Source organism: Stenotrophomonas sp. STEN030 (genome assembly GCF_056759995.1).
Genome location: NZ_JBRREB010000065.1, coordinates 1 through 22,437, shown reverse-complemented (window position 1 = coordinate 22,437; position 22,437 = coordinate 1). Strand labels below are relative to the sequence as shown.

The window sequence follows — 22,437 nt, the reverse complement described above, 5'->3', positions numbered from 1 at the left end:
CCCCCCCCCCCCCCCCCCCCCCCCCCCCCCCCCCGCCCCCCCCCCCCCCCCCCGCCCCCCCCCCCGCCCCCCCCCCCCCCGCCGCCCCCCCCCCGCCCCCCCCCCCCCCCCCCCCCCCCCCACTACAGGTGGAGCTTCCTCCCGGCACTATTCTTTCGGCGGTTCCGGGCGGCTTTCCATCATCAGCGACAGTGCGGCCTTGGCCATCAGGTGGGCGCTGATCGGGGCAGTGATGAACAGGAACACGGTGATCAGCAGTTCGCGCGGCTGCGGGTCCTGGCCGAGGAAGATGTGATACGCCACCGAGCACACCAGCACGCAGCCAACGCCCAGTGTGCTGGCCTTGGTCGGCGCGTGCAGGCGCTTGAAGAAATCGGAGAAGCGCACCAGGCCGAGTGCACCTACCAGGATGAAGAAGCAGCCAAAGGCCAGCAGCGCCGACAGCGCGATCTGCAGAAACGTGATCATTCGACGATATCCCTGCGCAGCACGAACTTGCTCAGCACCACCGTGCTGCAGAAGCCGAGCATGGCGATGATCAAGGCGGCCTCGAAATAGATGGCCGAGTCCAGGTACATGCCGAACAGCATCAGCTCGGCGATGGCGGTGACCGACAAGGTATCCAGGGCCAGGATGCGATCCGGCACGGTCGGCCCGCGCAGCAGACGCCACAAGCCAAGCAGCATGGCGATGCCGACCACGTGCATGCACACGATCAGGGTGGTCTCGAAAATCTGGTAACCGTTCACGGGAAGATCTCCATCAGCGGCGCTTCGTAGCGGCTCTTGATCTCGTTGATCAGGGCGTTGGCATCTTCAAGGTGCAGTACGTGCACCAGCAGATGGCGGCGGTCTTCGGACAATGCTGCCGACACGGTGCCCGGGGTAAGGGTGATGAAGCTGGTCAGCGCGGCGATGCCGTGGATGTTGGCGATATCCAGTGGCACCCAGATGAAACCGGGCTTGAGCTTGTGCTCGGGTCCAAGCACTTGGGCGGCCACGCGCAGGTTGGACACCAGGATGTCCCACAACACCACGGCCAACAGCTTGGGCACCGGACGCAAGGTGCCGAGGCGGGCGAACTCGCGGTCCAGGCGCGCGGCGAACAAGGGGATCACCACGCCCAGCAATAGTCCCAGTACCAGCTGGCCGAGGTCGAAACTGTCGGACATCACCATCCAGAAGGCCATTACGGTGATCGACAGGGCCGGCGAGGGGAAGATCCGGCGCAGCAGGGGGCGACGTTCGCTCATGGCTGCCTCAGCTGCGGCGTGGTGCCGCGTACATCATGCAGGTATTGATCCGGTGCCAGCAGCTGCGCGGCGATGGCATCGGTCTGTTGCATCAGCGGTGCGGCGAAGATGGTCATCAGCACCACATAACCCAGCAGCAGACAGGTCGCGGCAGTTTCAAATGGCCGCGCTGGTGCATCCACCGGTTCGGGGTCTGGTATGGCGGCATCATCATCGCCGGGCACGCGCCAGAACAGGCGGATGCCGGTGCGTGCCAGGCCCATGATTACCAGCAGGCTGCTGCCCAGCACCGCGCTCCAGACCACGGCGGTATGCGCGTCGGGCACCGTCGAGAGCAGTGCCGCCTTGGCCAGGAAGCCGGCCAGTGGCGGCAGGCCGGCAACGGCCACCGCGCCCACCAGGAACAACAGGCCCGGCACGGTCCGGCTTGGCAGCACGGCACTGAGCTCGTGTTCGCGGCGGCGGTCGGCCTGCACGCGACGGCGGCGCATCAGGTCGGCGATCAGGAACAACGCAGCTGCGGCAAAGGTGCTGTGCGGCAGGTAGTACAGGCCAGCGGAGATGGTGCCGGCGCTGCCGAGCGCGAAGGCGATGAACAGCGTCGCCGCCGAGACCACCACCAGGTAGGCCACCAACACGCTCATGCGCGTGGCTGCCAGCGCGCCCAGTGCGCCGACCACCAGGGTCGCGATGCCGGCCCACAACAGCCAATCGCTGCCGTAGCCGCTCATCGCCCCAGCATCGGCATCGAACCACAGCGAGGTCACGCGCAGCACCGAGTACAGGCCAACCTTGGTCATGATCACGAACAGTGCGGCGACGGCAGCCGGCGCACGTGCATAGGACTCGGGCAGCCACAGGTACATTGGCAGCAGCGCCGCCTTGGAGCAGAACACCAGCAGCAGCAAGCCCAGGGCGGCCTTGGCCAGGCTCAGGTGCGAGGGCGGCAGCTCAGCGATGCGCTGACCGATCTCGGCCATGTTCAAGGAACCGAGCGTCGCGTAAAGCATGCCCAGCGCGATCAGGAACAGGGTCGAGGCGGTGACGTTGAACACCACGTAATGCAGGCCGATGCGCATGCGCAGGCCACGCCCGCCGGACAGCAGCAGGCCGTAGGAGGCGATCAGCATCACCTCGAAGAACACAAACAGATTGAAGATATCGCCGGTCAGGAAGGCGCCGTTGAGGCCAACCAACTGGAACTGGAACAGTGCATGGAAGTGCGGCGCGCGTCGGTCCCAGCCGGTGCAGGCGTACAGCAGACAGGGGATGGCCAGCAGCAGGGTGGTGCCCAGCATCCAGCCAGACAGGCCGTCGGCAACCAGGGCGATACCCAGGCGCGCCGGCCAGTCGCCGAGCAGGTAGGCCGAGATCTGGCCCTGGCTGGTCTGTGCGATCAACAATGCCACCGCCGCGGCGAGGGCGGCCATGCTGGCCCAGGCCACCGTGCGCTGCACCTTGGGCCCGTAGCGGCGGTGTTCGATGAACAAGGACAGTGCAGCGCCGAGCAGCGGAATCAGGATCGGCAGGATCACCAGATGATTCATGCGCCGCCCCCCGACTTGGCCGCTTGCTCAGCCGGCAGTTCGGGCTCGTGTGCATCCACGTGGTCGCTGTGGTTGTCACTGCGGCTGCGCATCGCCAGCACGATGCTGACTGCGGTCATCGCAAACGCAATCACGATGGCGGTCAGTACCAGCGCCTGCGGCAGCGGGTCGGTGTAGTGGGTCAGGGTGGTGGCCACGCCGTCCTTGAGTACCGGTGCCTTACCGATCACCGGCCGGCCTGCGCTGAAGATCAGCAGGTTGGTGGCGTAGGACAGAAAGGTCATGCCCAGGATCACGTCGAAGCTGCGTGCGCGCAGCAGCAGGTAGATGCCGATGCCGGCCAGTACGCCGATGGCGCTTGCCAGTGCCAATTCCATCAGTGCATCTCCCCGGTGCGTGCCGAACGGCGGTGGATATCGATTTCGCCGTTGCGGGCATTGCGGGTGCGCGAGGGCTTGATGGTGCCCATCATCGACAGGATCAGCATCACCCCGCCAAACACCACCAGGTAGACGCCGGTATCAAAACCAATCGCACTGGCCAGCGGCACCGTGCCGATCAATGGCAACTCCAGATCAAGGTGACCACTGGTCAGGAACGGCACGCCGAACAGCATCGAGGCCACACCGCTGAGCAGGGCGATCAACAGGCCCAGGCCGATGCAGCGGATGTAGTCGAAGCCGAAGCGCGACTCCACCGAGACGGTGCCTTGGATCACGTACTGGATCAGCAGCGGCACCGCCAGCACCAGGCCGGCGATGAAGCCGCCTCCGGGCGCGTTGTGGCCGCGCAGGAACAGGAAGATAGATACCGTGAGGGTCAGCGGGAACATGATCTGGGCCAGATCGGCCGGCACCGGCAGCTTGATCGGCGGGCCCGGCATGATCTGCTCCGGTGCCATCCGTGAGCGTCGCAACATCGCGTGTACCACCAGCGCGGCGATGCCGAATACGGTGATCTCACCGAAGGTATCGAAGCCGCGGAAGTCGACCAGGATCACGTTGACCACGTTGTGGCCATAGGCCTCGGGCAGCGAACGCAGCAGCATCTCACCGGACATGGTGTTGGGCGGCAGCGTCATCAGCGAGTAGGCCAGTGCGGCGATGCCGCCACCGGCGATGATCGCAAGCACCGCATCGCGGCGCTTGCGCCAGCGCGAGTGCTCCGGCGGTGACTGCGTCGGCAGGTAGTTCATGCCCAGCAGCATCAGCGCCAGCGTCACCATTTCCACCATCAGCTGGGTCAGGGCCAGATCCGGGGCGGACAGGAATACGAAGGTCAGCGCCACCATCAAGCCGGTGCCGCCCATCACGATCACCGCCAGCAGACGCTGCTGGTACAGGAACAAACCGGCGAACGCGCAGGCCAGCATCACCAGCCACAGCGTCCAGCCCAGCAATGGCATGGACTGCGGGGCCGGCCACAGCGGCATCACCGGATTGGCGATGTAAGGCGCGGCGGCAACGATCACCGCCACCAGCACCAGCGCAAACAGCATGCGTTGCAGGCTGCCATTGGCCAGCGCGTTGGTGACGCGATGGGCGAAGCCGAACAGCACATCCAGACCGCGATGGAACAGGTGCTTGCCGGTCGGGCGGTTGCGCGCGGCGTACAGGTCGGTGAAACGGCGCAGGCCGAAGTACAGGAGTACGCCGCCGACCACGCCGACCGCGCTCATCGCCAACGGCAGGTTGAAGCCGTGCCAGACCGACAGGCTGTATTCCGGCATCGCGGTGCCAAGGATCGATGCTGCAGCGGTTTGCAACACCGGTGCGATGGTCAGCGCCGGGGCTATGCCCACGGCCAGGCAGATCACCACCAGCACTTCCACCGGCACCTTCATCCAGCGCGGCGGCTCATGTGGCACCACGTCAATGTCGACCGGGCCCTTGCCGAAGAAGGTGTCGTGGACGAAACGCAGGCTGTAGGCAACGCCGAGGATGCCGGCCAGCAGAGCGGCGGCGCTCATCGCCGAGCGCATCCAGTCCGGGCCCTGCGTGGCCAGTGCCTCGGCGAACAGCATTTCCTTGGACAGGAAGCCGTTGAGCAGGGGGATGCCGGCCATGGCCAGCGAGGCGACGATGGCCAGCGCGCTGGTGATCGGCATCAGCTTGCGCAGGCCGCCGAGCCTGCGCATGTCGCGGGTGCCGGTTTCGTGGTCGATGATGCCGGCGGCCATGAACAGCGAGGCCTTGAAGGTGGCGTGGTTGAGGATATGGAACACGCCGGCCACCACCGCCATCGGCGTGGACAGGCCAAACAGTAGTGTGATCAGGCCCAGGTGCGAGATCGTCGAATAGGCCAGCAGGCCCTTGAGATCATGCTGGAAGATCGCGTTCCAGGCGCCGATCAGCAGGGTGAGCGCGCCAATGCCGCTGACCACGTAGAAGAACAGTTCGGTGCCGGCCAGCGCCGGGTGCAGCCGAGCCAGCAGGAACACGCCGGCCTTCACCATCGTTGCCGAGTGCAGGTAAGCCGATACCGGGGTCGGTGCGGCCATCGCCTGTGGTAGCCAGAAGTGGAACGGGAACTGCGCGCTCTTGGTGAAGATGCCTGCCAGTACCAGCAGCAATGCCCACGGGTACAGGGCGCTGGCGCGGATCAGATCGCCCGAGGCCAGCACCACGTCCAGATCGAAACTGCCGACGATGCGCCCGATCAGCAGCACACCGGCCAGCAGCGCCAGCCCGCCACCGCCGGTGACGATCAAGGCCATGCGTGCGCCCTCGCGGGCGTCCTTGCGGTGCGACCAGAAGCCGATCAGCAGGAACGAACTGATGCTGGTCAGCTCCCAGAACACCATCAGCAGCAACAGGTTGCCAGCCAGCACCATGCCCAGCATCGCGCCCATGAACAGCAGCAGGTAGCTGTAGAAGCGCCGTGCGCTGTCCTTCGCCGACAGGTAGTAGTGCGCATACAGCACCACCAGGGCGCCGATGCCCAGTACCAGCCCGGTGAACATCCAGGCCAGCCCGTCCAGGCGCAGGCTGAAGTCCAGGCCGATCTGCGGCAACCATTGCCAACTGTTGCGGACGATTTCGCCATCGAGCACTGCCGGGGTGGCGCTGCCGAGCAGGGCCAAGCCTAGAACCGGTGCCGCTGCTGCTGTCCATGCGGCTGCACTGCGCGACAAGCGGCCACTGAGAGCGATGGCCGCTGCCAGCAGAAAGGGCAGCGCAAGCAGTAGCAACAGGACTGGCGTCATGTAGGGGCGCGGTTCAGAAAGGGGTTTTGCAGTCTAACAGGCGATTTTTTCGATCCGCGACTTTTTCTGAATGATCCGTTCGGGTTAGGTCGCCGGAGCCAGTGCTGCCAGTGGCTGCGGGCAGAAAACACGAACGCAGCGTGTCGCGGGGAGGTTCCGGGGGCCTCGTTCGATGGGATGCGGCAGGCTAAGGTTTTTGTGGGAGCGGCGTGAGCCGCGACGCTGGAACATCATCAGATGGCGCAAGATGCCATGGGCTTCAGCAACATCAGCTTCGCGGCCTACGCCGCTCCCACAGTCGCCGCTCAATCCCGGTGACGGCTGCGGAATCGGGGGTGCTTCGCCTATCCTTCCACCCATGGAGAACGATATTCGCAGTGCAGCGGGCGGTAAACGCGCGCTTGTATTTGGTGGCAGTGGCCAGATTGGTGAACCCTTGTTGGCGCAGTTGCTGGCGGCAGGCTGGGAAGTGACGGCGGTGTCGCGGCATGCCCATGCCGATACCCCAGGTGTCCATTGGGTGCAGGCCGATCTCTACGGATTCTGGCGTGATGGGCAGGCATTCGACGCCGTGCTCAGCTGTGGGCCTTTGGACAATTTCGCGCGCTGGTATGCCGGTTCCGATATCCGCAGCCCTCGGGTGGTGGCCTTCAGCTCAACCAGTGCGGAGGTAAAGCAGGATTCGGCCGAGCCCGCGGAGCGTGATGTCGCGCGCCGTCTGCAGGAGGCCGAGCAACTGCTGTTCGCAACTGCCAGCGAGCGCGGGGTTGCCGCTACTGTGCTGCGACCGACCCTGATCTACGGAGCTGGCCGCGACAAGACCCTCACCTCGATCGCACGCATCGCGCTGCGCACCCGTGTCCTGGTATTGCCGACCTGCGCAAAAGGCCTGCGTCAGCCGGTGCATGTCGAGGATCTGGCCAAGGCCGTGTTGCAGGTGTTGCCAGCAGCCAGCAGCCATGGGCAGGCCTACGCACTGGGAGGCGGTGAAGTGCTGCCCTACAACCTGATGGTGCGACGGGTATTGGCAACCTTGCGGCCACGACCGCTGTTGTTGCGCGTACCCACGCCATTGTTTCTATGGGCGCTGCGCAAAGCACACGGTAAAGGACGTTTGCTGGGCATGAACGAAGCGGTGCTGGAGCGCATGCGCGACCCGCTTGCGTTCGATATCGACCCGGCAAGGCGTGATTTTGGCTACACGCCGCGCGCCTTCGCGGTGCGGACCGACATGTTTACAGGTGCCAGCGACGACGGCGAGGACGGTCTGGCGGAAAGCTGAGCTGAGCGGGCCTGTCCAGTGCGGATGTGGCCCGCAGGGAGTCAGTAATGCCAGCCGAACTGCCGGAACAGCTTTGACAGCACCCAGATCGGGCCGATCAGTAGATAGGTCAGGTCGGTGAGGAAGCTTGGCCGGCGGCCTTCGATCTTGTGGCCGATGAACTGTGCGATCCATGCGACCACGAACACGCCGATGGCGATGTACAGCAGCACCTGGATGCCGAGCCGGTCTTCCAGCAGCCGGCAGATACAACCGAACACGAAGAAGATGATCAGCATGCCGATGCCGAGTGGGCGCGACAGGCGGTTGTAATAGGCCCAGGTGCCGAACATGGCGAATGCCGCCCAGATGCCATGCTGGAACCACGGCACCAGCGGTGGAATGCACCACAGCATGGCAATCACCGACCACAGGATCGCGGGCACCGCGAACACGTGGATGGCCTGATTGGTGTGGTTGACGTGATCGCCAGAGTAGCTGGCGAAGTAACGATCCACAGGACGCGCAATACTCATTCCAGCTCCCTCCCGGGTTGACTGGCAGAGCATAGCGCGGCTTCCCTACGGATGCGCACGGTGGTCGTGCGCATCCGTGACGGGCTCAGCAGGATCAGTCGACGCTGATGCCGGCCAGCTTGTCCAGCGCTTCGGCGTACTTGGCGCGGGTACGTTCGATCACCTCGGCCGGCAGCGCCGGGCCCGGGGCGGTCTTGTCCCAGTCCAGCGTTTCCAGATAGTCGCGCACGAACTGCTTGTCGTAGCTGGGCGGGCTGATGCCCACCTGGTACTCGTCGGCCGGCCAGTAACGCGAGGAATCCGGGGTCAGCATCTCGTCCATGATGTACAGACGGCCATCGGCGTCAGTACCGAACTCGAACTTGGTATCGGCCAGCAGGATGCCACGCTCGGCCGCGTACTCGGCGGCGAACTGGTAGATGCGCAGGGTGGCATCGCGCACCTTCTCGGCCATGTCCGCGCCCACTGCCTTGACCATCGCGTCGAAGTCGATGTTCTCGTCGTGGTCGCCCACCGCCGCCTTGGTCGACGGGGTGAAGATGGCTTCGGGCAGCTTCTCAGCCTGCTGCAGGCCATCGGGCAGGGCGATGCCGCTGATCTTGCCGGTGCGCTGGTAGTCCTTCCAGCCGCTGCCGATCACGTAGCCGCGGGCAATGGCTTCCACCGGTACCGGCTTGAGCTTCTTGGTCACCACCGCACGCTTGGCGTACAGCGCCGGGTCCACGCCTTCGGGCAGCACGCTGGCCACATCGATGCCGGTCAGGTGGTTGGGCATCAGGTGCGCGGTCTTGGCGAACCAGAAGTTGGACACCTGGCAGAGCATTTCGCCCTTGCCCGGGATCGGATCGGGCAGCACCACGTCGAATGCCGACAGGCGATCGGTGGCGACCATCAACAGGTATTCGCCCGGGGGTGTTCCGGCTGGCAGACGTTCGCGCGGGATATCAAACACATCACGCACCTTGCCGCGATGGCGCAAGGGCAGGCCGGGAAGATCGGATTGCAACAGCGTGGTCGGCACGGGCACTCCTGGGACTTGGCAATGAATGCCGCCGGCTTGGAGGACCCGGGTCTGGAAGACCCGCAGGGCCCGCGGCTGGTCGGCGGGCGGCCTAGTGTACGGCCGGATCGGGCCGCTGTGGCATAAAATGCACGTCTTGATTGTCCACAGGCCATTCACCCACCCATGCGCTGGTACGGAAAACTGTTCGGCTTCATCGCCGGGGCCCTGCTTTTCAGGCCCAACCCCTTGTTTGGCGGGATTATTGGCCTGTTGCTGGGGCATGCCTTCGACAACGACTGGTTCAAGCTGGGCAAGGACCTGCCGTACCGTGAGCTGGGGGTCACCCGCGACGCCACCGACGCCGAGATCGACCTGGCCTACCGCCGCCTGATGTCCCAGTACCACCCCGACAAAGTGGCCGGCGCCGCGCCCGAGCTGCGCGCCCAGGCCGAGAAGAAGGCCAGGCAGATCAACGCCGCCTACGACCGCATCAAATCCCTGCGTAAACGCTGAAGGTCCTGCCATGTCCAACTGCATCATTGCCCCGTCCATTCTCTCGGCCAATTTCGCCAAGCTCGGCGAGGAGGTCGACAACGTGTTGGCCGCTGGCGCCGACTGGGTCCACTTCGACGTGATGGACAACCACTACGTGCCCAACCTGACCATCGGCCCGATGGTCTGCCAGGCGCTGCGCAAGCACGGTGTCACCGCGCCGATCGACGTACACCTGATGGTGGAGCCGGTGGACCGCATCGTGCCGGACTTCGCCGAGGCTGGCGCCAGCATCATCAGCTTCCACCCGGAAGCCAGCCGCCACGTGCACCGCACCATCCAGCTGATCAAGTCGCACGGCTGCAAGGCCGGCCTGGTGCTGAACCCGGCGACCCCGGTTGAAGTGCTGGACTGGGTGCTGGAAGACCTAGACCTGGTGCTGTTGATGTCGGTCAATCCGGGCTTCGGTGGCCAGGCCTTCATTCCCTCGACCTTGGACAAGCTGCGTGCAGTGCGGGCGATGATCGACAAGCTCGGCAAGCCGGTGATGCTGGAAGTGGACGGCGGCGTAAAGGCCGACAACATCGGTGAGATCGCTGCTGCCGGTGCCGATGCCTTCGTTGCCGGTTCGGCCATTTTCAACGCGCCCAACTACGCCGAGATGATCACCAAGATGCGCGGCAATGTCGCCGCGGCACGAGGCTGAGTGATGAGCGCGGCTGAAGTGCAGATCCGTCCGGCCATCGCCGATGACGCAGGCCTGATCCTGCACTTCATCCGCGAACTGGCCATTTACGAGAAGGCTGAATCCTCGGTGCAGACCGATGAGGCGGGCATCCGTGCCAGCCTGTTTTCTGCCGATGCCAAGGCGCAGGCGCTGATCTGCGAACGCGATGGTCAGGCGATTGGCTACGCCGTGTTTTTCTACAACTATTCGACTTGGCTGGGCCGCAACGGCATCTACCTGGAAGACCTGTACGTCAGCCCGGAAGCGCGTGGCAGCGGTGCTGGCAAGGCCTTGCTGCAGCACATCGCCAGGCTGGCGGTGGAGCAGGGCTGTGGTCGTTTTGAATGGTCGGTACTGGATTGGAATACACCGGCCATCGAGTTCTACAAAGCGGCTGGAGCAGTAGCGCAGGACGAGTGGACGGTATATCGCCTGCAAGGCGAAGCACTGCAGAAGTTCGCCAGCGGCAGCTGAACTGTAGTGCCGAGCCATGCTCGGCAGAGGCTTCGCCTGTGATCTTTGGAATTCCCCGGTAATGCCCCAGCCGAGCATGGCTCGGCTCTACAGGTGAAGCAAAAAAAAGCCGCAACGTTGCCGTTGCGGCCGGGGAATCATCGGAGGCTGATCCTGCCTCCATCCATCGTCCTTGCTATGGCCTTCCATTCTCCGGATGCGCTGTGACAAGGCGGTGACATTCACCCGCTTGCAGCAATCCACTTGCTAGGCTGCGCGCCTTCTCTGGAGAACCGCATGCAAGCAGCGCCCTGCTACCTGATCCTCAACGGCAAATCCGCTGGCGACGATGCCGTGCGTGACGCGGTTAGGCAGCTGCGCGGGCAGGGCCAGGACCTCAAGGTGCGGGTGACCTGGGAAGCCGGCGACGCCGAGCGTTATGTGCGCGAAGCCATCGCCGCACAGGCGCAGTTGCTGATCGCTGGCGGCGGTGACGGCACCTTGAGCGAAGTTGCCGAGGCGCTGGCGCACACCGGTCAGGATGCATCCCGATTGCCGGCTATGGCGTTGCTGCCGCTCGGCACCGCCAATGATTTCGCCACCGCTGCCGGCATTCCCGTCGAGCCGTTTGCGGCTTTGCAGCTGCCCGCGCACACGCAGGCACGCCCCATCGATCTGCTGCGTGTGGAAGGCGACGGCAAGGTGCACTGGTGCGCCAACCTGGCCAGTGGCGGCTTTGGCACTGAAGTTACGGTGGAAACCCACGAAGGTCTGAAGAAGATGCTCGGTGGCCTGGCCTACGTCATCACCGGCATCGGCAAATTGGGCCGGATCGAGCCGATCCAGGCACGTATCCGTGGCGAGGATTTCGAGTGGCAGGGCGGCTTCATCGCCCTTGGCGTCGGCAATGGCCGGCAGGCCGGCGGCGGCCAGCAACTGTGCCCCGAGGCGCTGCTTGATGACGGCCTGCTGGACCTGACCATCGTCCCGGAGCTGTCCGGCGAGTTGATGTCCACTCTCGGCACCTTGTTCAGCGAAGGCAAGCATGCCGCGCTGGAACAGGTGGCTGAACGCGGCCGCCTGCGCGAGCTGTGGATCGAGGCCGAGCAGCCGCTGACCCTGAACCTGGACGGCGAACCGCTGCAGGCGCGGCGCTTCCACATCCAGTGCGTGGCCGGGCGGGTACGCATGCACCTGCCGGCGGAAACACCACTGCTGGGCGGCTGAATCGTTGCCACTGCAAGCATCTGATCATGTTGCGGATGCACACCGGGCGCCGTTCTTGCGGTAAAGTTGCCCGGTGCCCATTTTGACGACCAAGCGTTCCCTTTCTTCCGCTCGCCGCTGGTGGCGATGGTGGCCCGTTGCCGTCGTCCGTACCGCCATCGTCGATTCCCGGAAGGAAAGCCGTCTTGATCACGCAAGAGCAGTTCCAGCAGCTGGCCGCTGAAGGCCACAGCGCACACCCGCATAATTTCGTACCCGTCGTCCGCGAAGTGCTGTCCGACCTGGACACGCCGCTTTCGGTCTATCTGAAGCTCGCCGACGGCCCGTATACCTACCTGTTTGAATCGGTCGAAGGCGGCGAACGCTTCGGTCGCTATTCCATCATCGGCATGCCTGCGCGCCGCATCTACAGCTTCCGTGGCCATACGCTGGAAGTCAGCGAGCTGGGCGAAGTGGTCGAGCGCCGCGAAGTAGCCGATCCGCTGGCCGAGGTGGAAGTGCTGCGCAAGCAGTACTCGGTGCCGCAGCTGGACGGCTTGCCGGGCTTCACCGGAGGCCTGGTCGGCTGGTTCGGCTTCGAGTGCATCCAGTACATCGAGCCGCATCTGGGCGCGGGCGACAAGCCTGACGAACTCGGTACGCCCGACATCCTGCTGATGCTGTCCGAAGAGCTGGCGGTATTCGACAACCTCAAGGGCCGCCTGTACCTGATCGTGCACGCCGACCCAGCGCAGCCGCAGGCCTGGGCGCGTGCAAACCGTCGTCTCGATGAGCTGGCACACCGCTTGCGTCAGGGCGGTGCCGGTTACCCGCAGTCGCAGGTCTCCGATGCCATCGACGAGCAGGATTTCCAGTCCTCGTTCACCCGCGAGGAGTACCACGCGGTGGTACGCAAGGCGCAGGATTACGTGCGTGCCGGCGACATCTTCCAGGTCGTGCCGAGCCAACGCCTGCGTGTGCCGTTCCGCGCCCGGCCGATCGATGTATACCGCGCCCTGCGCGCGTTGAACCCGTCGCCGTACATGTATTTCATCGATGTGGGCGGCACCCAGGTGGTCGGCTCCTCGCCGGAAATCCTGGCGCGCCTGCGCGATGGCATCGTCACCGTGCGTCCCATCGCTGGCACCCGTCCGCGCGGCGCCACGCCGGAGCTGGACAAGGCGCTGGAAGTCGAGCTGCTGGCCGATCCCAAGGAGCGCGCCGAGCACGTGATGTTGATCGACCTCGGCCGCAATGACGTGGGCCGCGTCGCCGAACCGGGCACGGTCAAGGTCGGTGAGCAGTTCGTGATCGAACGCTACAGCCACGTCATGCACATCGTCAGCGAAGTCACCGGCACCTTGAAGGCTGGGCTGAGCTACAGCGATGTGATGCGCGCGACCTTCCCGGCCGGCACCGTCAGTGGCGCGCCGAAGATACGCGCGTTGGAAATCATCCGCGAACTGGAACCGGTCAAGCGCAATGTGTATTCCGGCGCGGTCGGCTATATCGGCTGGAACGGCGATGCCGATACCGCTATCGCCATCCGCACCGCGGTGATCCAGGGCGGTTACCTGTACGTGCAGGCCGGCGGCGGCGTGGTCTATGACTCCGATCCCGATGCCGAATGGCAGGAAACCATGAACAAGGGCCGCGCGCTGTTCCGTGCGGTGGCGCAGGCGGCGAAGGGCTTGTAAGCCGCGTTTCGCACGTTGGTTTCATCGAAAGCAGATGTTTCTCTCACCATGACAAGGAGTGCCGCATGAAGTTGCCCCGCATGTTGCTGTGGTCATCGTTGCTGTTTGCCGCTGTCCCGCAGGCGTGGGCACAGGCCAACTCCATTCCCTCGCAGCCGCACCTGCTGGTGAAGGGTGATGCCAGCCGCAAGGTGATGCCGGATCGATTCGTGGTGAAGATCGCGCTGGAGTCGGTGGATATGCAGACCGATATCGCGCGGCGCAAGGTTCAGGCCAATGCGGAGCGGACCATGGCCTTGTTCGCCAAGCACGGCGCCATTGCCGAGACAGTGCGCATGGACAACCTGAGCATCGAGCCATCCACGCGTTACAAGGACGATGAGGATGTGTTTGTAGGCACCGCCGTCAGCCGTGACCTGGAAGGTGCGTTCGAGAAACCGGAGCAGCTGCAGGCCTTTCTTGGCGAGTTGAACGCCAGCAAGGAGGTCCAGGTGCGGACTGCTGCTCCGATGTATTCGGGTGAGGCGCGCCTTCGAGCCGAACTCAAGGCCGAAGCGGCTGCGCAGACGCGCGCGTCTGCCAAGGGACTCGCGGATGCCTACGGGGCGAAGATCATCGGCCTGTATACGATTTCCGATGTCGCCCCCAGTTTTGCTTACGGTGTGCAGGCCGGTAGCTGGCCGAATGTAAACAGAGCAGACACCTTCCATAGGGAAAGCGATTCGCTGGACCGGGTACAGGTCAGCGGTAGTCGCAATGTGGGCTATGCGGCACCATCGTCCGGCGAGCAGTTGATAGCCCGGCCAATCACCTACACCGAAAACGTCTACGCCATATTTCTGATTAGCGATGGAAACTGAATCATGCTGTTGATGATCGACAACTACGACAGCTTCACCTTCAACCTCGTGCAATACCTGCAGATGCTGGGTGCCGAAGTGAAGGTGGTGCGCAATGACGCGATGAGTGTCGCCGAGATCGCCGCGCTCAAGCCTTCGCACATCGTGGTATCGCCCGGCCCGAAGACGCCGAACGAAGCCGGTGTGTCGCTGGAGGTGATCCGCCAGCTCGGCCCGAGCATTCCGTTGTTCGGTGTGTGCCTGGGCCATCAGGCCATCGGCCAGATCTATGGCGGTGACGTGATCCGCGCCAGCAACATCATGCACGGCAAGGTTTCGCCGATCCGGCATGAAGGCAAGGGCGTGTTTGCCGGCCTGCCGGACCGTTACGAGGCCACTCGCTACCACTCGCTGGTGGTGGACAAGAACACCTTGCCAGCGGCGCTGGAAATCACCGCCTGGACTGAGAATCCGGACGGTTCGATGGAGGAGATCATGGGCCTGCGCCACCGCGAGCATCCGGTCGAAGGCGTGCAGTTCCATCCCGAGTCCATTCTTACCCAGCACGGCCATGCGCTGATGAAGAACTTCCTGGATCGCACATGTTGATCGAGCCGAGCCAGCTGCTGCTGTTCATGCTGGCCGGCTGGTTGCTCAACCTGACGCCGGGCCCGGATGTGTTGTACATCATCAGCCGCTCGTTACGTGGTGGCCGTCGCGCCGGGTTTGCCGCCATCGCCGGCATCAGCGCCGGTTGTCTGGTGCATGTGCTGCTGGCTTCGCTGGGATTGGGCGTGCTGCTGGCGACCTCGGCCACCTTGTTCACCGTGATCAAGTGGATCGGCGCGGCTTATCTGCTGTGGGTGGGCGTGCGCCTGCTGCGCAATACCGGTGAGTCGACCTTGCAGGCCGATATCGCCGCCAGCGGCGGCAGCGCTGGTTCGTGGTGGCAGGTATTCGCTGGTGGCTTCCTGACCAATGTGCTGAACCCGAAGGTGGTGCTGTTCTTCCTGGCGTTCCTGCCGCAGTTCATCGCGCCGTCGGTGCAGAACAAGCCGTTGGCGTTCGCGCTGTTGGGGCTGATCTTCATGGTCAACGCGCTGCCGATCAACGCGGCTTACGTGTTGGCGGCCGATCGTGTGCGCAGCAGCCGGTGGGCTGCGCGTGGCATGCAGTGGCTGGACAAGCTGGCCGGCGTGCTGTTCATCGGCTTCGGCCTGCGTCTGGCACTTACCGCGAGGCCGACGCCGTGAGCCTGGAGGATTTCCGCTTGTTCGTGGTGATGCTCGGTGGCCGCCATGCGCGCGCCAATACCGAAGTGCATGACGTGGTGTTCGGGGTTGGCCCCAGTATCGAGCAGGCCTACCCGCAGCTGCGCCAGCAATGGTTCGGCGAGGCTGCAGGCCTGCATCTGGATTCATGGATGACGGTCGATGGCGTCGACGACTGGCAGGTACGCATCTGCGATGACGCGCCTGCGGCCGACGCGCCGACTTTGTTCTTCGTCAACCTCGGCGGCTACGTCGAAGGCGAATTCGGCGAAGCGCATCGCTATCTGCTGGTGGTCGCTGCCGATGCGGTCGAGGCCAAGCGCAAGGCGCTGGCGCAGGCCGAAGCGCAGTGGATCAAACCGCACCGCGACGCGCTGCTGGAAGTGGACAGCTGCCTGCCAGTCGGGCCGATCGGTGGCCTGCACGTGCAGCTGCGCCGAGGCGCACACACCGGCATCCACAGCCAAAGCGACTACATCGTTATTTCCTGATTCTGGAGTTGTCATGACCATCACCGCGCAGGAAGCCCTGCAACGCACCATCGAGCACCGCGAGATCTTCTTCGACGAGATGGTCGATCTGATGCGGCAGATCATGCGTGGCGAAATCTCGCCGACCATGACCTCGGCAATCCTCACCGGCTTGCGCGTGAAGAAGGAAACCGTCGGCGAGATCGCCGGCGCGGCCACGGTGATGCGCGAGTTCGCGCGGCCGGTGCAGGTTGCCGACAAGACTCATCTGGTCGACATCGTCGGCACCGGTGGCGATGGCTCGCATACCTTCAACATCTCCACCTGCTCGATGTTCGTGGTCGCTGCTGCTGGTGCCAAGGTCGCAAAGCATGGCAACCGCAGCGTGTCGTCCAAGTCCGGCAGCGCCGACGCGGTGGAAGCGCTGGGCGCGGTGATCGAGCTGCAGCCCGAGCAGGTGGCGCAAGCCATCGAGCAGACCGGCATCGGCTTCATGTTCGCGCCCATGCACCACCCTGCAATGAAGGTAGTCGCGCCGGTGCGCCGCGAAATGGGCGTGCGCACCATCTTCAATATTCTCGGCCCGCTGACCAATCCGGTCGGCGCTACCAATATCCTGATGGGCGTGTTCCACCCGGATCTGGTCGGCATCCAGGCGCGCGTGCTGCGCGAGCTCGGCGCCGAGCGCGCACTGGTGGTGTGGGGCCGCGACAACATGGATGAGATCTCGCTGGGCGCTGGCACCTTGGTGGGTGAGCTGCGCGACGGCAAGGTGCGCGAGTATGAGATTCATCCGGAAGATTTCGGTATCGCCATGTCGGCCAGCCGCAACCTCAAGGTGGAAAACCCGGAAGAATCCATCGCCATGCTGCGCGCGGTGCTGGACAACCAGCCGGGCCCGGCCAACGATATCGTCGCGCTCAATGCCGGTGCCGCGTTGTATGTGGCCGGTGTCGCCGACAGCATCGCCGATGGCCTGGCCCGCGCCCGCGCGGTGATTGCCGATGGCAGCGCCCGCGCGCGCATGCAGCAGTACGTTGCCACCAGCCGCGCCTTGGCCGGCAATCCCTGATAATCCCCCAATCACCCGCGTCAGCAACGCCCGTCTTCCAGGAAGCAGATCCATGAGCGACATCCTCAACACCATCCTTGCCCGCAAAGTGCAGGAGGTAGCCGAGCGCAGCGTCAACGTGCCGCTGGCCGAGTTGAAGGCGCGTCTGGGCGATGCCTCGCCGGTGCGCGGCTTTGCCAATGCGCTGAACGCGGCCATCGCCAATGGCGACCCGGCAGTGATTGCCGAGGTCAAGAAGGCCAGTCCGTCCAAGGGCGTGATCCGCCCGGATTTCCATCCGGCTGATATCGCAGTGAGCTATGAACTGGGCGGCGCCAGCTGCCTATCGGTGCTGACCGATGTGGATTTCTTCCAGGGTGCCGACCTGTACCTGCGCCAGGCCCGCGAGGCCTGCACGCTGCCGGTGCTGCGCAAGGACTTCGTCATCGACCCGTACCAGGTCTACGAGGCGCGTGTGCTCGGTGCCGACTGCATCCTGCTGATTGTCTCGGCGCTGGACGACCGCCAGCTGGCCGAGCTGTCCGACCTGGCGATGCAGCTGGGCATGGACGTGCTGGTGGAAGTGCACGACATCGACGAGCTGGAACGCGCCATCCAGGTGCCGGTGCCGCTGGTGGGCATCAACAACCGCAACCTGCGCACCTTCGAAGTCTCGCTGGATACGACCTTGGAGATGCGCAACGCCGTGCCGCGCGACCGCCTGCTGGTCACCGAGAGCGGCATCATGGGCCCGGCCGACGTCAAGCTGATGCGCGACGCTGGGGTCAACGCCTTCCTGGTCGGTGAGACCTTCATGCGCGTCGAAGAGCCAGGCGAGGGCCTGCGTCAGCTATTCTTCCCGGCATGACTGATCCCTACCCGAACCCGCGTGACGACGCGCAACTGGTCGTCTTCGACTTCGATCACACGCTGTACGACGGCGATTCCGGCAGTCACCTGTTCGCCTGGCTGATCAAGCGCAATCCGCTGCGACTGCTGGTGGCCATCCTCGCCACGCCGCTGTTGGGGCCGCTGGTGGCGATGCTGCCGACGCGTCGATTTGGCATTTCCGGCTATGTCTGGATCGCCACCTTCGGCCTGCATCAGGCACGTGAGTTCAACAAGGTGATCGACCAGTACGTGCTCAAGCACGAGGCTGAGATCCGCCAGCACCTGCTGCCGCATGCCCTGCAGGTGTTCGCCGCGCACCGCCGTGCCGGCGACCGGGTGATCGTTGCCACCGGCGCGCCGCCGGAGCTGGCCCGCGCCATCCTCGCCTTTGTGGCCGAGCAGGGCGTGCCGGTGATCGGCAGCGAGGTGGGTCCGCGACTGGGCGCGATGGGCGCCACCCGTCACTGCCACAACGAAGAAAAGATGCGCATGCTGCGCGAGCGGGGCTACGGCGACATCGCCATCGCCTATTCCGACAGCACCGCTGACCTGCCGCTGCTGAAGGCCGCCAAGGCGCCGGTGGTGGTCAACCCCAAGCATTCGCGGGTGGAGTATTTCGGCAAGGTACTGCCGGCCGGCACCCCGATCCTCAACTGGGGCTGCCCGGGGCGCGGCGGCAAGCCGCTGCCCAGGTAATCCAAAGCGGAGGGCAACGATCCAGTCGTTGCCGACATCCCTTCTCCCGCTTGCGGCAGAAGTTACCCGTAAGGGCGGATGAGGGGGCTTTTGACGCACCAGCAAGGCCTGCCGAAGCCGACATCCCTTCTCCCGTTTACGGGAGAGGGTGCCCGAAGGGCGGATGAGGGGAGCTTTTAAGGCTTTAAGGCAAAAGCTACCCTCACCCCAACCCCTCTCCCGTGAACGGGAGAGGGGCTATTAAGAGCAAGGCCGCCTCAAGCGCCTCAAGCGCCTCAAGTCCCTCAAGTCCCTCAAGTCCCTCAAGTCCCTCAAGTCCCTCAAGTCCCTCAAGTCCCTCAAGCCCCTCGCAGCTTCAGCACCGCCATTCCAATCTGGAACAGGCTGATCGACAGCACCAGCACGCCGACGGCAATCAGCACCCAGCGCTCCTTGACCCGCTTCACCAGCAGTGCCGCCACCGGCGCGGCCATCATCCCGCCGACCAGCAGGCCGGCGACGATGGACAGATGCTGCAGGCCCATCGTCAGCAGGAAGGTCGCCGAGATCGACAAGGTGACGACGAACTCGGCCGCGTTGACCGAGCCAATGGTGGTGCGTGCCTGACCGCCTCGGGCCAGCAGGGTGGACGTGGCCACCGGCCCCCAGCCGCCGCCACCGGTGGCGTCCAGCAGGCCGGCGAAGAAGCCCAGTACCGGTACCCGCTTCACTTCCTGCTTGGCCATGAACTTACCGGCCGCGCGCGCCAGGATGAAAATCGCCAGCACCAGCAGGTAGAGGTAGATGAAGGGGCGTACGACATCGCCGGGCAGTTGGGTAAGCACATAGGCGCCGATTGCACCGCCGATGGCGCCGGGTATTGCCAGGCGAAAGAACAGGCGCTTATCCACATTGCCTGCAACCAGATGCGAGACCCCGGAAGCGCCCGTGGTGAACACCTCGGCGGTATGGATGCTGGCGCTGACCGCGGCAGGCGGCAGCCCCATGCTCAGCAGCACCGAGGACGAGATAAGCCCGAACGCCATGCCCAGCGCGCCATCCACCAGCTGCGCGCCCAGGCCGATCAGGATGAACCAGTAAAATTCATTGCCAAATTCCATGCCCCAAGCCTGCGGGCCATGGCAGGGCAGGTCAAGGAAAGCTACATCGGTAAGTAATGGCCCGGGTCGATTTCTGACCAATATCAGCGCCGAACGGTCGCTAATTCGTGGCTATGTCAGCGAAGTGACCAACCACTTTGGCGCTCGGAATGGCGATCTGGCGTGGCATCGAGCACGACATAGCTCGGAAGTTCGCAACGGTGAATGAGATTTACGGCACCGACAGACATCACACTTCAACGATGCCGCACGCCAGATGTAACGCCTGCAGGAAGTCGGTAAACATCACATCGATTGGTGGGTGCCTGGGGGCATGCCCGCAACGGCGCCAAGAACCCTGGGTGCGCGCCGCTTACCCGGGTTACCAGATCGCAGGCAGGTGGCTTTCCCGAGGTAAATCAAGCCAGACAGCCCCCTTTAGTAAAGGGGGCGCGCCGACAGGCGCGGGGAATTGGGAGCTGATGAGGCGGGGCCCATGGTTTGCTCCGCAAACCATGGGGTTGATACGTGAATACGTATCAGCGCGGGTGCTACCGCGTCCCGTAAAGAACCACTGTCTTGCCGCGGGCATGCAGCAGGCCATCGACCTGCAGCTTCTTCAGCACGCGGCCAGCCATTTCACGTGAGCAGCCCACCAGTCGGGCGATTTCCTGACGGGAAACGCGCAGCTGGGTGCCTTGAGGGTGGCTCATCGACTCCGGCTCCTTGGACAGATCGTGCAGGGTGCGGATGATGCGGTCGGTCACATCCAGGAAGGCCAGGCGGCTGGCTTTGCGGCTGGTGTGCAGCAGGCGCCGGGAGATCTGTGAGCCGATGGCGTACAGCAGCTTGGGCGCGTCTACCGACAGCGGACCCAGGAACAGCTGGTGCAGGCGCTCGTAGCTGATCTCGGCCAGCTCGCAGGGGGTGCGGGTGCGCAGGATGACTTCGCGCTTGTCCGACTCGATGAACAGGCCCATTTCACCGACAAACTCGCCGGCACCGAAGTAGCCCAGCACCAGTTCACGGTCGTCGTCCTCCTCGGCAATGATGCTGACCGAGCCGCTGATCACGTAATACATGGTCCCGGCAGGGTCACCCGGACGGAACACATCGGTCCGCGCCGGGTAGCGGCGGCGGTGGCTATGGGCCAGAAAGCGGTCGATGGTGGCAATGTCCAGCGCCAGCGGGCTGGAGGCAAGACGCACGTTTGACGCGGTGGTGGCGTTACCTGGGCTCATGATGGCGTTCACAGTTTGGATGAACTTGCTTAATGGGCAAGCTTAACGACGCTGAGCATAAGGGGCAAACGGGCATAAAGGTTCAAGTATCACAGCGACCCACTTTGCCCCATACTTCCGCCTTTCCCACCATCTACAGGATCGACCGCCGTGGTCAAGCCGTTGCCTCGCCTGAGGTTGCAAGGATTCAACAACCTCACCAAGGCCTTGAGCTTCAACATTTATGACGTCTGCTATGCGCGTACCGAAGAGGAGCGCCAGCGTTATATCGAGTACATCGACGAGGAATACAACGCCGATCGACTCACGCAGATCCTCACCGATGTGGCTGAAATCATCGGTGCGAACATCCTGAACATTGCGCGTCAGGATTACGACCCCCAGGGTGCCTCGGTCACAATTCTCATTTCCGAGGAACCGGTGATCGACAAGAAGCAGGCCGGCAAGGAGTTGATCTCCGATGCCGTGGTCGCGCACATGGACAAGTCGCACATCACTGTGCACACCTATCCGGAAACGCACCCGCAGGAAGGTATTGCAACCTTCCGCGCCGATATCGACGTGGCAACCTGTGGCGTGATTTCGCCGTTGAAGGCGCTGAACTACCTGATCGAGAGTCTGGAATCAGACATCGTGATCATGGACTACCGCGTGCGTGGCTTCACCCGTGACATCAAGGGCAAGAAGCACTACATCGATCACAAGATCAATTCGATCCAGAACTTCCTGGCCAAGAACATCAAGTCGCGTTACGAGATGTTCGACGTCAATGTCTATCAGGAAAATATCTTCCATACGAAGATGCACCTGCAGGACTTTGACCTGGACAAGTACCTGTTCGAAGAGAAGGCCAAGAACCTGTCGTTCAAGGAACGCATGAAGATCGAAGCGCTGCTGCGCCGCGAGATCGAAGAGCTGTTCCACGGTCGCAATCTGGCCGAATAAGCACTGCCTGCGCAGGACCGGTACGCCGGTTTTGCGCAAAAACAGGCGGGACGGCCCGCCCTGCACCTGCTGCAGACGTTTGCCGACGGCGGCCCGGTGTGAATGCACCGGGCCGCCGTCTTTTTTGTAAAGGAAGTTGGCGATGCCCTGGATCTACCTGCTGCTTGCGGGCCTGTTTGAGATTGGGTTTGCGCTGGGCCTGAAGTCCAGCGAAGGCTTCACTCGGCTCTGGCCGAGCTTGTTTACTGTGGTGTTTGCCGCCATCAGCCTATGGCTGCTGACCCAGGCGCTGCGCACCATCCCGGTTGGCACCGGTTATGCGATCTGGACCGGCATTGGCGCCGTAGGCGTGGCGATTGCCGGGGTGATCCTGTTCGGCGACAGCGCCAGCTGGCCGCGCCTGCTGTGCATCGGCCTGATCGTGGCGGGAGTGATCGGCCTGAAGCTGGTCAGCTGAGGTAGCCAGGGTAGTGCCGAGCCATGCTCGGCAGAAGCCTTATGCACAGATCCAGCCCATGTAGTGCCCAGCCATGCTCGGCAGGGGCTCTGCCGCTAATGCCCCAGCCGAGCATGGC

The 22,437-nt window shown here is 63.9% G+C and carries 25 protein-coding genes; 15 read left to right on the top strand and 10 right to left on the bottom strand.

Features of this window, described 5'->3' with window-relative positions; all coding sequences use genetic code 11:
* Positions 1-147 precede the first annotated feature (147 nt).
* The 6 genes from ACVOLR_RS17840 to ACVOLR_RS17815 are packed head-to-tail and all read right to left on the bottom strand — an operon-like array spanning position 148 to position 6,004.
* Entirely contained in the window at positions 148-468 is a 321-nt protein-coding gene (locus ACVOLR_RS17840; protein WP_405051648.1) for a Na+/H+ antiporter subunit G, read from the bottom strand.
* Entirely contained in the window at positions 465-707 is a 243-nt protein-coding gene (locus ACVOLR_RS17835; protein WP_231732514.1) for a K+/H+ antiporter subunit F, read from the bottom strand. Before ACVOLR_RS17835 ends, ACVOLR_RS17840 begins: the two co-directional genes overlap by 4 nt.
* A 38-nt stretch (positions 708-745) precedes the next feature.
* Complete coding sequence (locus ACVOLR_RS17830; RefSeq protein ID WP_481537622.1) at positions 746-1,252, bottom strand: Na+/H+ antiporter subunit E; 507 nt, start codon at positions 1,250-1,252, stop codon at positions 746-748.
* The gene (locus tag ACVOLR_RS17825) at positions 1,249-2,799 is read right to left on the bottom strand and encodes a monovalent cation/H+ antiporter subunit D (RefSeq protein ID WP_481537621.1); all 1,551 of its coding nucleotides are present in this window, start codon (positions 2,797-2,799) and stop codon (positions 1,249-1,251) included. Before ACVOLR_RS17825 ends, ACVOLR_RS17830 begins: the two co-directional genes overlap by 4 nt.
* Positions 2,796-3,176, bottom strand: coding sequence for a Na+/H+ antiporter subunit C (locus ACVOLR_RS17820; protein ID WP_481514319.1), 381 nt, complete (start codon positions 3,174-3,176; stop codon positions 2,796-2,798). Before ACVOLR_RS17820 ends, ACVOLR_RS17825 begins: the two co-directional genes overlap by 4 nt.
* Positions 3,176-6,004, bottom strand: coding sequence for a monovalent cation/H+ antiporter subunit A (locus ACVOLR_RS17815; RefSeq protein WP_481537620.1), 2,829 nt, complete (start codon positions 6,002-6,004; stop codon positions 3,176-3,178). The genes ACVOLR_RS17820 and ACVOLR_RS17815 overlap by 1 nt, the downstream gene beginning before the upstream one ends.
* Positions 6,005-6,362: 358 nt before the next feature.
* On the opposite strand from ACVOLR_RS17815, the gene ACVOLR_RS17810 reads away from it, so the two are divergent.
* Complete coding sequence (locus ACVOLR_RS17810; protein ID WP_481537619.1) at positions 6,363-7,286, top strand: NAD-dependent epimerase/dehydratase family protein; 924 nt, start codon at positions 6,363-6,365, stop codon at positions 7,284-7,286.
* A 41-nt stretch (positions 7,287-7,327) separates the two neighbouring features.
* Here ACVOLR_RS17810 and ACVOLR_RS17805 read toward each other — a convergent pair whose 3' ends face one another.
* Together ACVOLR_RS17805 and ACVOLR_RS17800 are read right to left on the bottom strand one after the other, a co-directional pair.
* Positions 7,328-7,801: an Mpo1 family 2-hydroxy fatty acid dioxygenase gene (locus ACVOLR_RS17805; protein ID WP_481537618.1), complete on the bottom strand. Its 474-nt coding sequence runs from the start codon at positions 7,799-7,801 to the stop codon at positions 7,328-7,330.
* 94 nt (positions 7,802-7,895) lie between these two features.
* Positions 7,896-8,822: a phosphoribosylaminoimidazolesuccinocarboxamide synthase gene (locus ACVOLR_RS17800; protein WP_481510113.1), complete on the bottom strand. Its 927-nt coding sequence runs from the start codon at positions 8,820-8,822 to the stop codon at positions 7,896-7,898.
* 165 nt (positions 8,823-8,987) lie between these two features.
* On the opposite strand from ACVOLR_RS17800, the gene ACVOLR_RS17795 reads away from it, so the two are divergent.
* From ACVOLR_RS17795 to ACVOLR_RS17740, 12 genes are all read left to right on the top strand, one after another.
* Positions 8,988-9,317 carry a J domain-containing protein gene (locus ACVOLR_RS17795; RefSeq protein ID WP_481529703.1) on the top strand — a complete coding sequence of 110 codons (330 nt, stop codon included), beginning with the start codon at positions 8,988-8,990 and terminating at the stop codon, positions 9,315-9,317.
* Positions 9,318-9,327: 10 nt separating this feature from the next.
* Positions 9,328-10,002: a ribulose-phosphate 3-epimerase gene (gene rpe / locus ACVOLR_RS17790; RefSeq protein WP_481517397.1), complete on the top strand. Its 675-nt coding sequence runs from the start codon at positions 9,328-9,330 to the stop codon at positions 10,000-10,002.
* A 3-nt stretch (positions 10,003-10,005) separates the two neighbouring features.
* On the top strand, positions 10,006-10,497 hold the full coding sequence (locus ACVOLR_RS17785) for an N-acetyltransferase family protein (RefSeq protein ID WP_481537617.1): 492 nt from the start codon (positions 10,006-10,008) through the stop codon (positions 10,495-10,497).
* 276 nt (positions 10,498-10,773) lie between these two features.
* A complete protein-coding gene (gene yegS, locus ACVOLR_RS17780) occupies positions 10,774-11,703 on the top strand; it encodes a lipid kinase YegS (RefSeq protein ID WP_481537616.1) in 930 nt (309 codons plus the stop codon).
* Positions 11,704-11,888: 185 nt separating this feature from the next.
* On the top strand, positions 11,889-13,379 hold the full coding sequence (gene trpE, locus ACVOLR_RS17775) for an anthranilate synthase component I (RefSeq protein ID WP_481537615.1): 1,491 nt from the start codon (positions 11,889-11,891) through the stop codon (positions 13,377-13,379).
* Positions 13,380-13,444: 65 nt separating this feature from the next.
* On the top strand, positions 13,445-14,239 hold the full coding sequence (locus ACVOLR_RS17770) for an SIMPL domain-containing protein (RefSeq protein WP_481537614.1): 795 nt from the start codon (positions 13,445-13,447) through the stop codon (positions 14,237-14,239).
* Positions 14,240-14,242: 3 nt separating this feature from the next.
* Positions 14,243-14,827, top strand: coding sequence for an anthranilate synthase component II (locus ACVOLR_RS17765; protein ID WP_481537613.1), 585 nt, complete (start codon positions 14,243-14,245; stop codon positions 14,825-14,827).
* A complete protein-coding gene (locus tag ACVOLR_RS17760; RefSeq protein WP_481537612.1) occupies positions 14,821-15,471 on the top strand; it encodes a LysE family translocator in 651 nt (216 codons plus the stop codon). Before ACVOLR_RS17765 ends, ACVOLR_RS17760 begins: the two co-directional genes overlap by 7 nt.
* The gene (locus ACVOLR_RS17755) at positions 15,468-15,980 is read left to right on the top strand and encodes a DUF1543 domain-containing protein (protein WP_481537611.1); all 513 of its coding nucleotides are present in this window, start codon (positions 15,468-15,470) and stop codon (positions 15,978-15,980) included. Before ACVOLR_RS17760 ends, ACVOLR_RS17755 begins: the two co-directional genes overlap by 4 nt.
* Before the next feature lie 13 nt (positions 15,981-15,993).
* Positions 15,994-17,031, top strand: coding sequence for an anthranilate phosphoribosyltransferase (gene trpD, locus ACVOLR_RS17750; protein ID WP_481529692.1), 1,038 nt, complete (start codon positions 15,994-15,996; stop codon positions 17,029-17,031).
* 52 nt (positions 17,032-17,083) lie between these two features.
* On the top strand, positions 17,084-17,878 hold the full coding sequence (gene trpC / locus ACVOLR_RS17745) for an indole-3-glycerol phosphate synthase TrpC (RefSeq protein ID WP_481537610.1): 795 nt from the start codon (positions 17,084-17,086) through the stop codon (positions 17,876-17,878).
* Positions 17,875-18,597, top strand: a complete 723-nt coding sequence (locus ACVOLR_RS17740; protein ID WP_481537609.1) for a haloacid dehalogenase-like hydrolase — start codon at positions 17,875-17,877, stop codon at positions 18,595-18,597. The genes trpC and ACVOLR_RS17740 overlap by 4 nt, the downstream gene beginning before the upstream one ends.
* A gap of 338 nt (positions 18,598-18,935) precedes the next feature.
* Here ACVOLR_RS17740 and ACVOLR_RS17735 read toward each other — a convergent pair whose 3' ends face one another.
* Together ACVOLR_RS17735 and crp are read right to left on the bottom strand one after the other, a co-directional pair.
* Positions 18,936-19,697: a sulfite exporter TauE/SafE family protein gene (locus ACVOLR_RS17735; RefSeq protein WP_481537608.1), complete on the bottom strand. Its 762-nt coding sequence runs from the start codon at positions 19,695-19,697 to the stop codon at positions 18,936-18,938.
* Between the two features lie 530 nt (positions 19,698-20,227).
* Entirely contained in the window at positions 20,228-20,917 is a 690-nt protein-coding gene (gene crp / locus ACVOLR_RS17730) for a cAMP-activated global transcriptional regulator CRP (RefSeq protein ID WP_481514338.1), read from the bottom strand.
* 150 nt (positions 20,918-21,067) lie between these two features.
* On the opposite strand from crp, the gene speD reads away from it, so the two are divergent.
* Positions 21,068-21,862, top strand: a complete 795-nt coding sequence (speD, locus tag ACVOLR_RS17725) for an adenosylmethionine decarboxylase (RefSeq protein ID WP_481514339.1) — start codon at positions 21,068-21,070, stop codon at positions 21,860-21,862.
* A 142-nt stretch (positions 21,863-22,004) separates the two neighbouring features.
* Positions 22,005-22,319, top strand: coding sequence for a DMT family transporter (locus ACVOLR_RS17720; protein WP_481537607.1), 315 nt, complete (start codon positions 22,005-22,007; stop codon positions 22,317-22,319).
* Positions 22,320-22,437: the final 118 nt, after the last annotated feature.

Coding starts and splice junctions, on each gene's coding strand:
- ACVOLR_RS17840 (WP_405051648.1), bottom strand. CDS start 468: ATGATCACGTTTCTGCAGATCGCGCTGTCGGCGCTGCTGGCCTTTGGC.
- ACVOLR_RS17835 (WP_231732514.1), bottom strand. CDS start 707: ATGCACGTGGTCGGCATCGCCATGCTGCTTGGCTTGTGGCGTCTGCTG.
- ACVOLR_RS17830 (WP_481537622.1), bottom strand. CDS start 1,252: ATGAGCGAACGTCGCCCCCTGCTGCGCCGGATCTTCCCCTCGCCGGCC.
- ACVOLR_RS17825 (WP_481537621.1), bottom strand. CDS start 2,799: ATGAATCATCTGGTGATCCTGCCGATCCTGATTCCGCTGCTCGGCGCT.
- ACVOLR_RS17820 (WP_481514319.1), bottom strand. CDS start 3,176: ATGGAATTGGCACTGGCAAGCGCCATCGGCGTACTGGCCGGCATCGGC.
- ACVOLR_RS17815 (WP_481537620.1), bottom strand. CDS start 6,004: ATGACGCCAGTCCTGTTGCTACTGCTTGCGCTGCCCTTTCTGCTGGCA.
- ACVOLR_RS17810 (WP_481537619.1), top strand. CDS start 6,363: ATGGAGAACGATATTCGCAGTGCAGCGGGCGGTAAACGCGCGCTTGTA.
- ACVOLR_RS17805 (WP_481537618.1), bottom strand. CDS start 7,801: ATGAGTATTGCGCGTCCTGTGGATCGTTACTTCGCCAGCTACTCTGGC.
- ACVOLR_RS17795 (WP_481529703.1), top strand. CDS start 8,988: ATGCGCTGGTACGGAAAACTGTTCGGCTTCATCGCCGGGGCCCTGCTT.
- rpe (WP_481517397.1), top strand. CDS start 9,328: ATGTCCAACTGCATCATTGCCCCGTCCATTCTCTCGGCCAATTTCGCC.
- ACVOLR_RS17785 (WP_481537617.1), top strand. CDS start 10,006: ATGAGCGCGGCTGAAGTGCAGATCCGTCCGGCCATCGCCGATGACGCA.
- yegS (WP_481537616.1), top strand. CDS start 10,774: ATGCAAGCAGCGCCCTGCTACCTGATCCTCAACGGCAAATCCGCTGGC.
- ACVOLR_RS17770 (WP_481537614.1), top strand. CDS start 13,445: ATGAAGTTGCCCCGCATGTTGCTGTGGTCATCGTTGCTGTTTGCCGCT.
- ACVOLR_RS17765 (WP_481537613.1), top strand. CDS start 14,243: ATGCTGTTGATGATCGACAACTACGACAGCTTCACCTTCAACCTCGTG.
- ACVOLR_RS17760 (WP_481537612.1), top strand. CDS start 14,821: ATGTTGATCGAGCCGAGCCAGCTGCTGCTGTTCATGCTGGCCGGCTGG.
- trpD (WP_481529692.1), top strand. CDS start 15,994: ATGACCATCACCGCGCAGGAAGCCCTGCAACGCACCATCGAGCACCGC.
- trpC (WP_481537610.1), top strand. CDS start 17,084: ATGAGCGACATCCTCAACACCATCCTTGCCCGCAAAGTGCAGGAGGTA.
- ACVOLR_RS17740 (WP_481537609.1), top strand. CDS start 17,875: ATGACTGATCCCTACCCGAACCCGCGTGACGACGCGCAACTGGTCGTC.
- ACVOLR_RS17735 (WP_481537608.1), bottom strand. CDS start 19,697: ATGGAATTTGGCAATGAATTTTACTGGTTCATCCTGATCGGCCTGGGC.
- crp (WP_481514338.1), bottom strand. CDS start 20,917: ATGAGCCCAGGTAACGCCACCACCGCGTCAAACGTGCGTCTTGCCTCC.
- ACVOLR_RS17720 (WP_481537607.1), top strand. CDS start 22,005: ATGCCCTGGATCTACCTGCTGCTTGCGGGCCTGTTTGAGATTGGGTTT.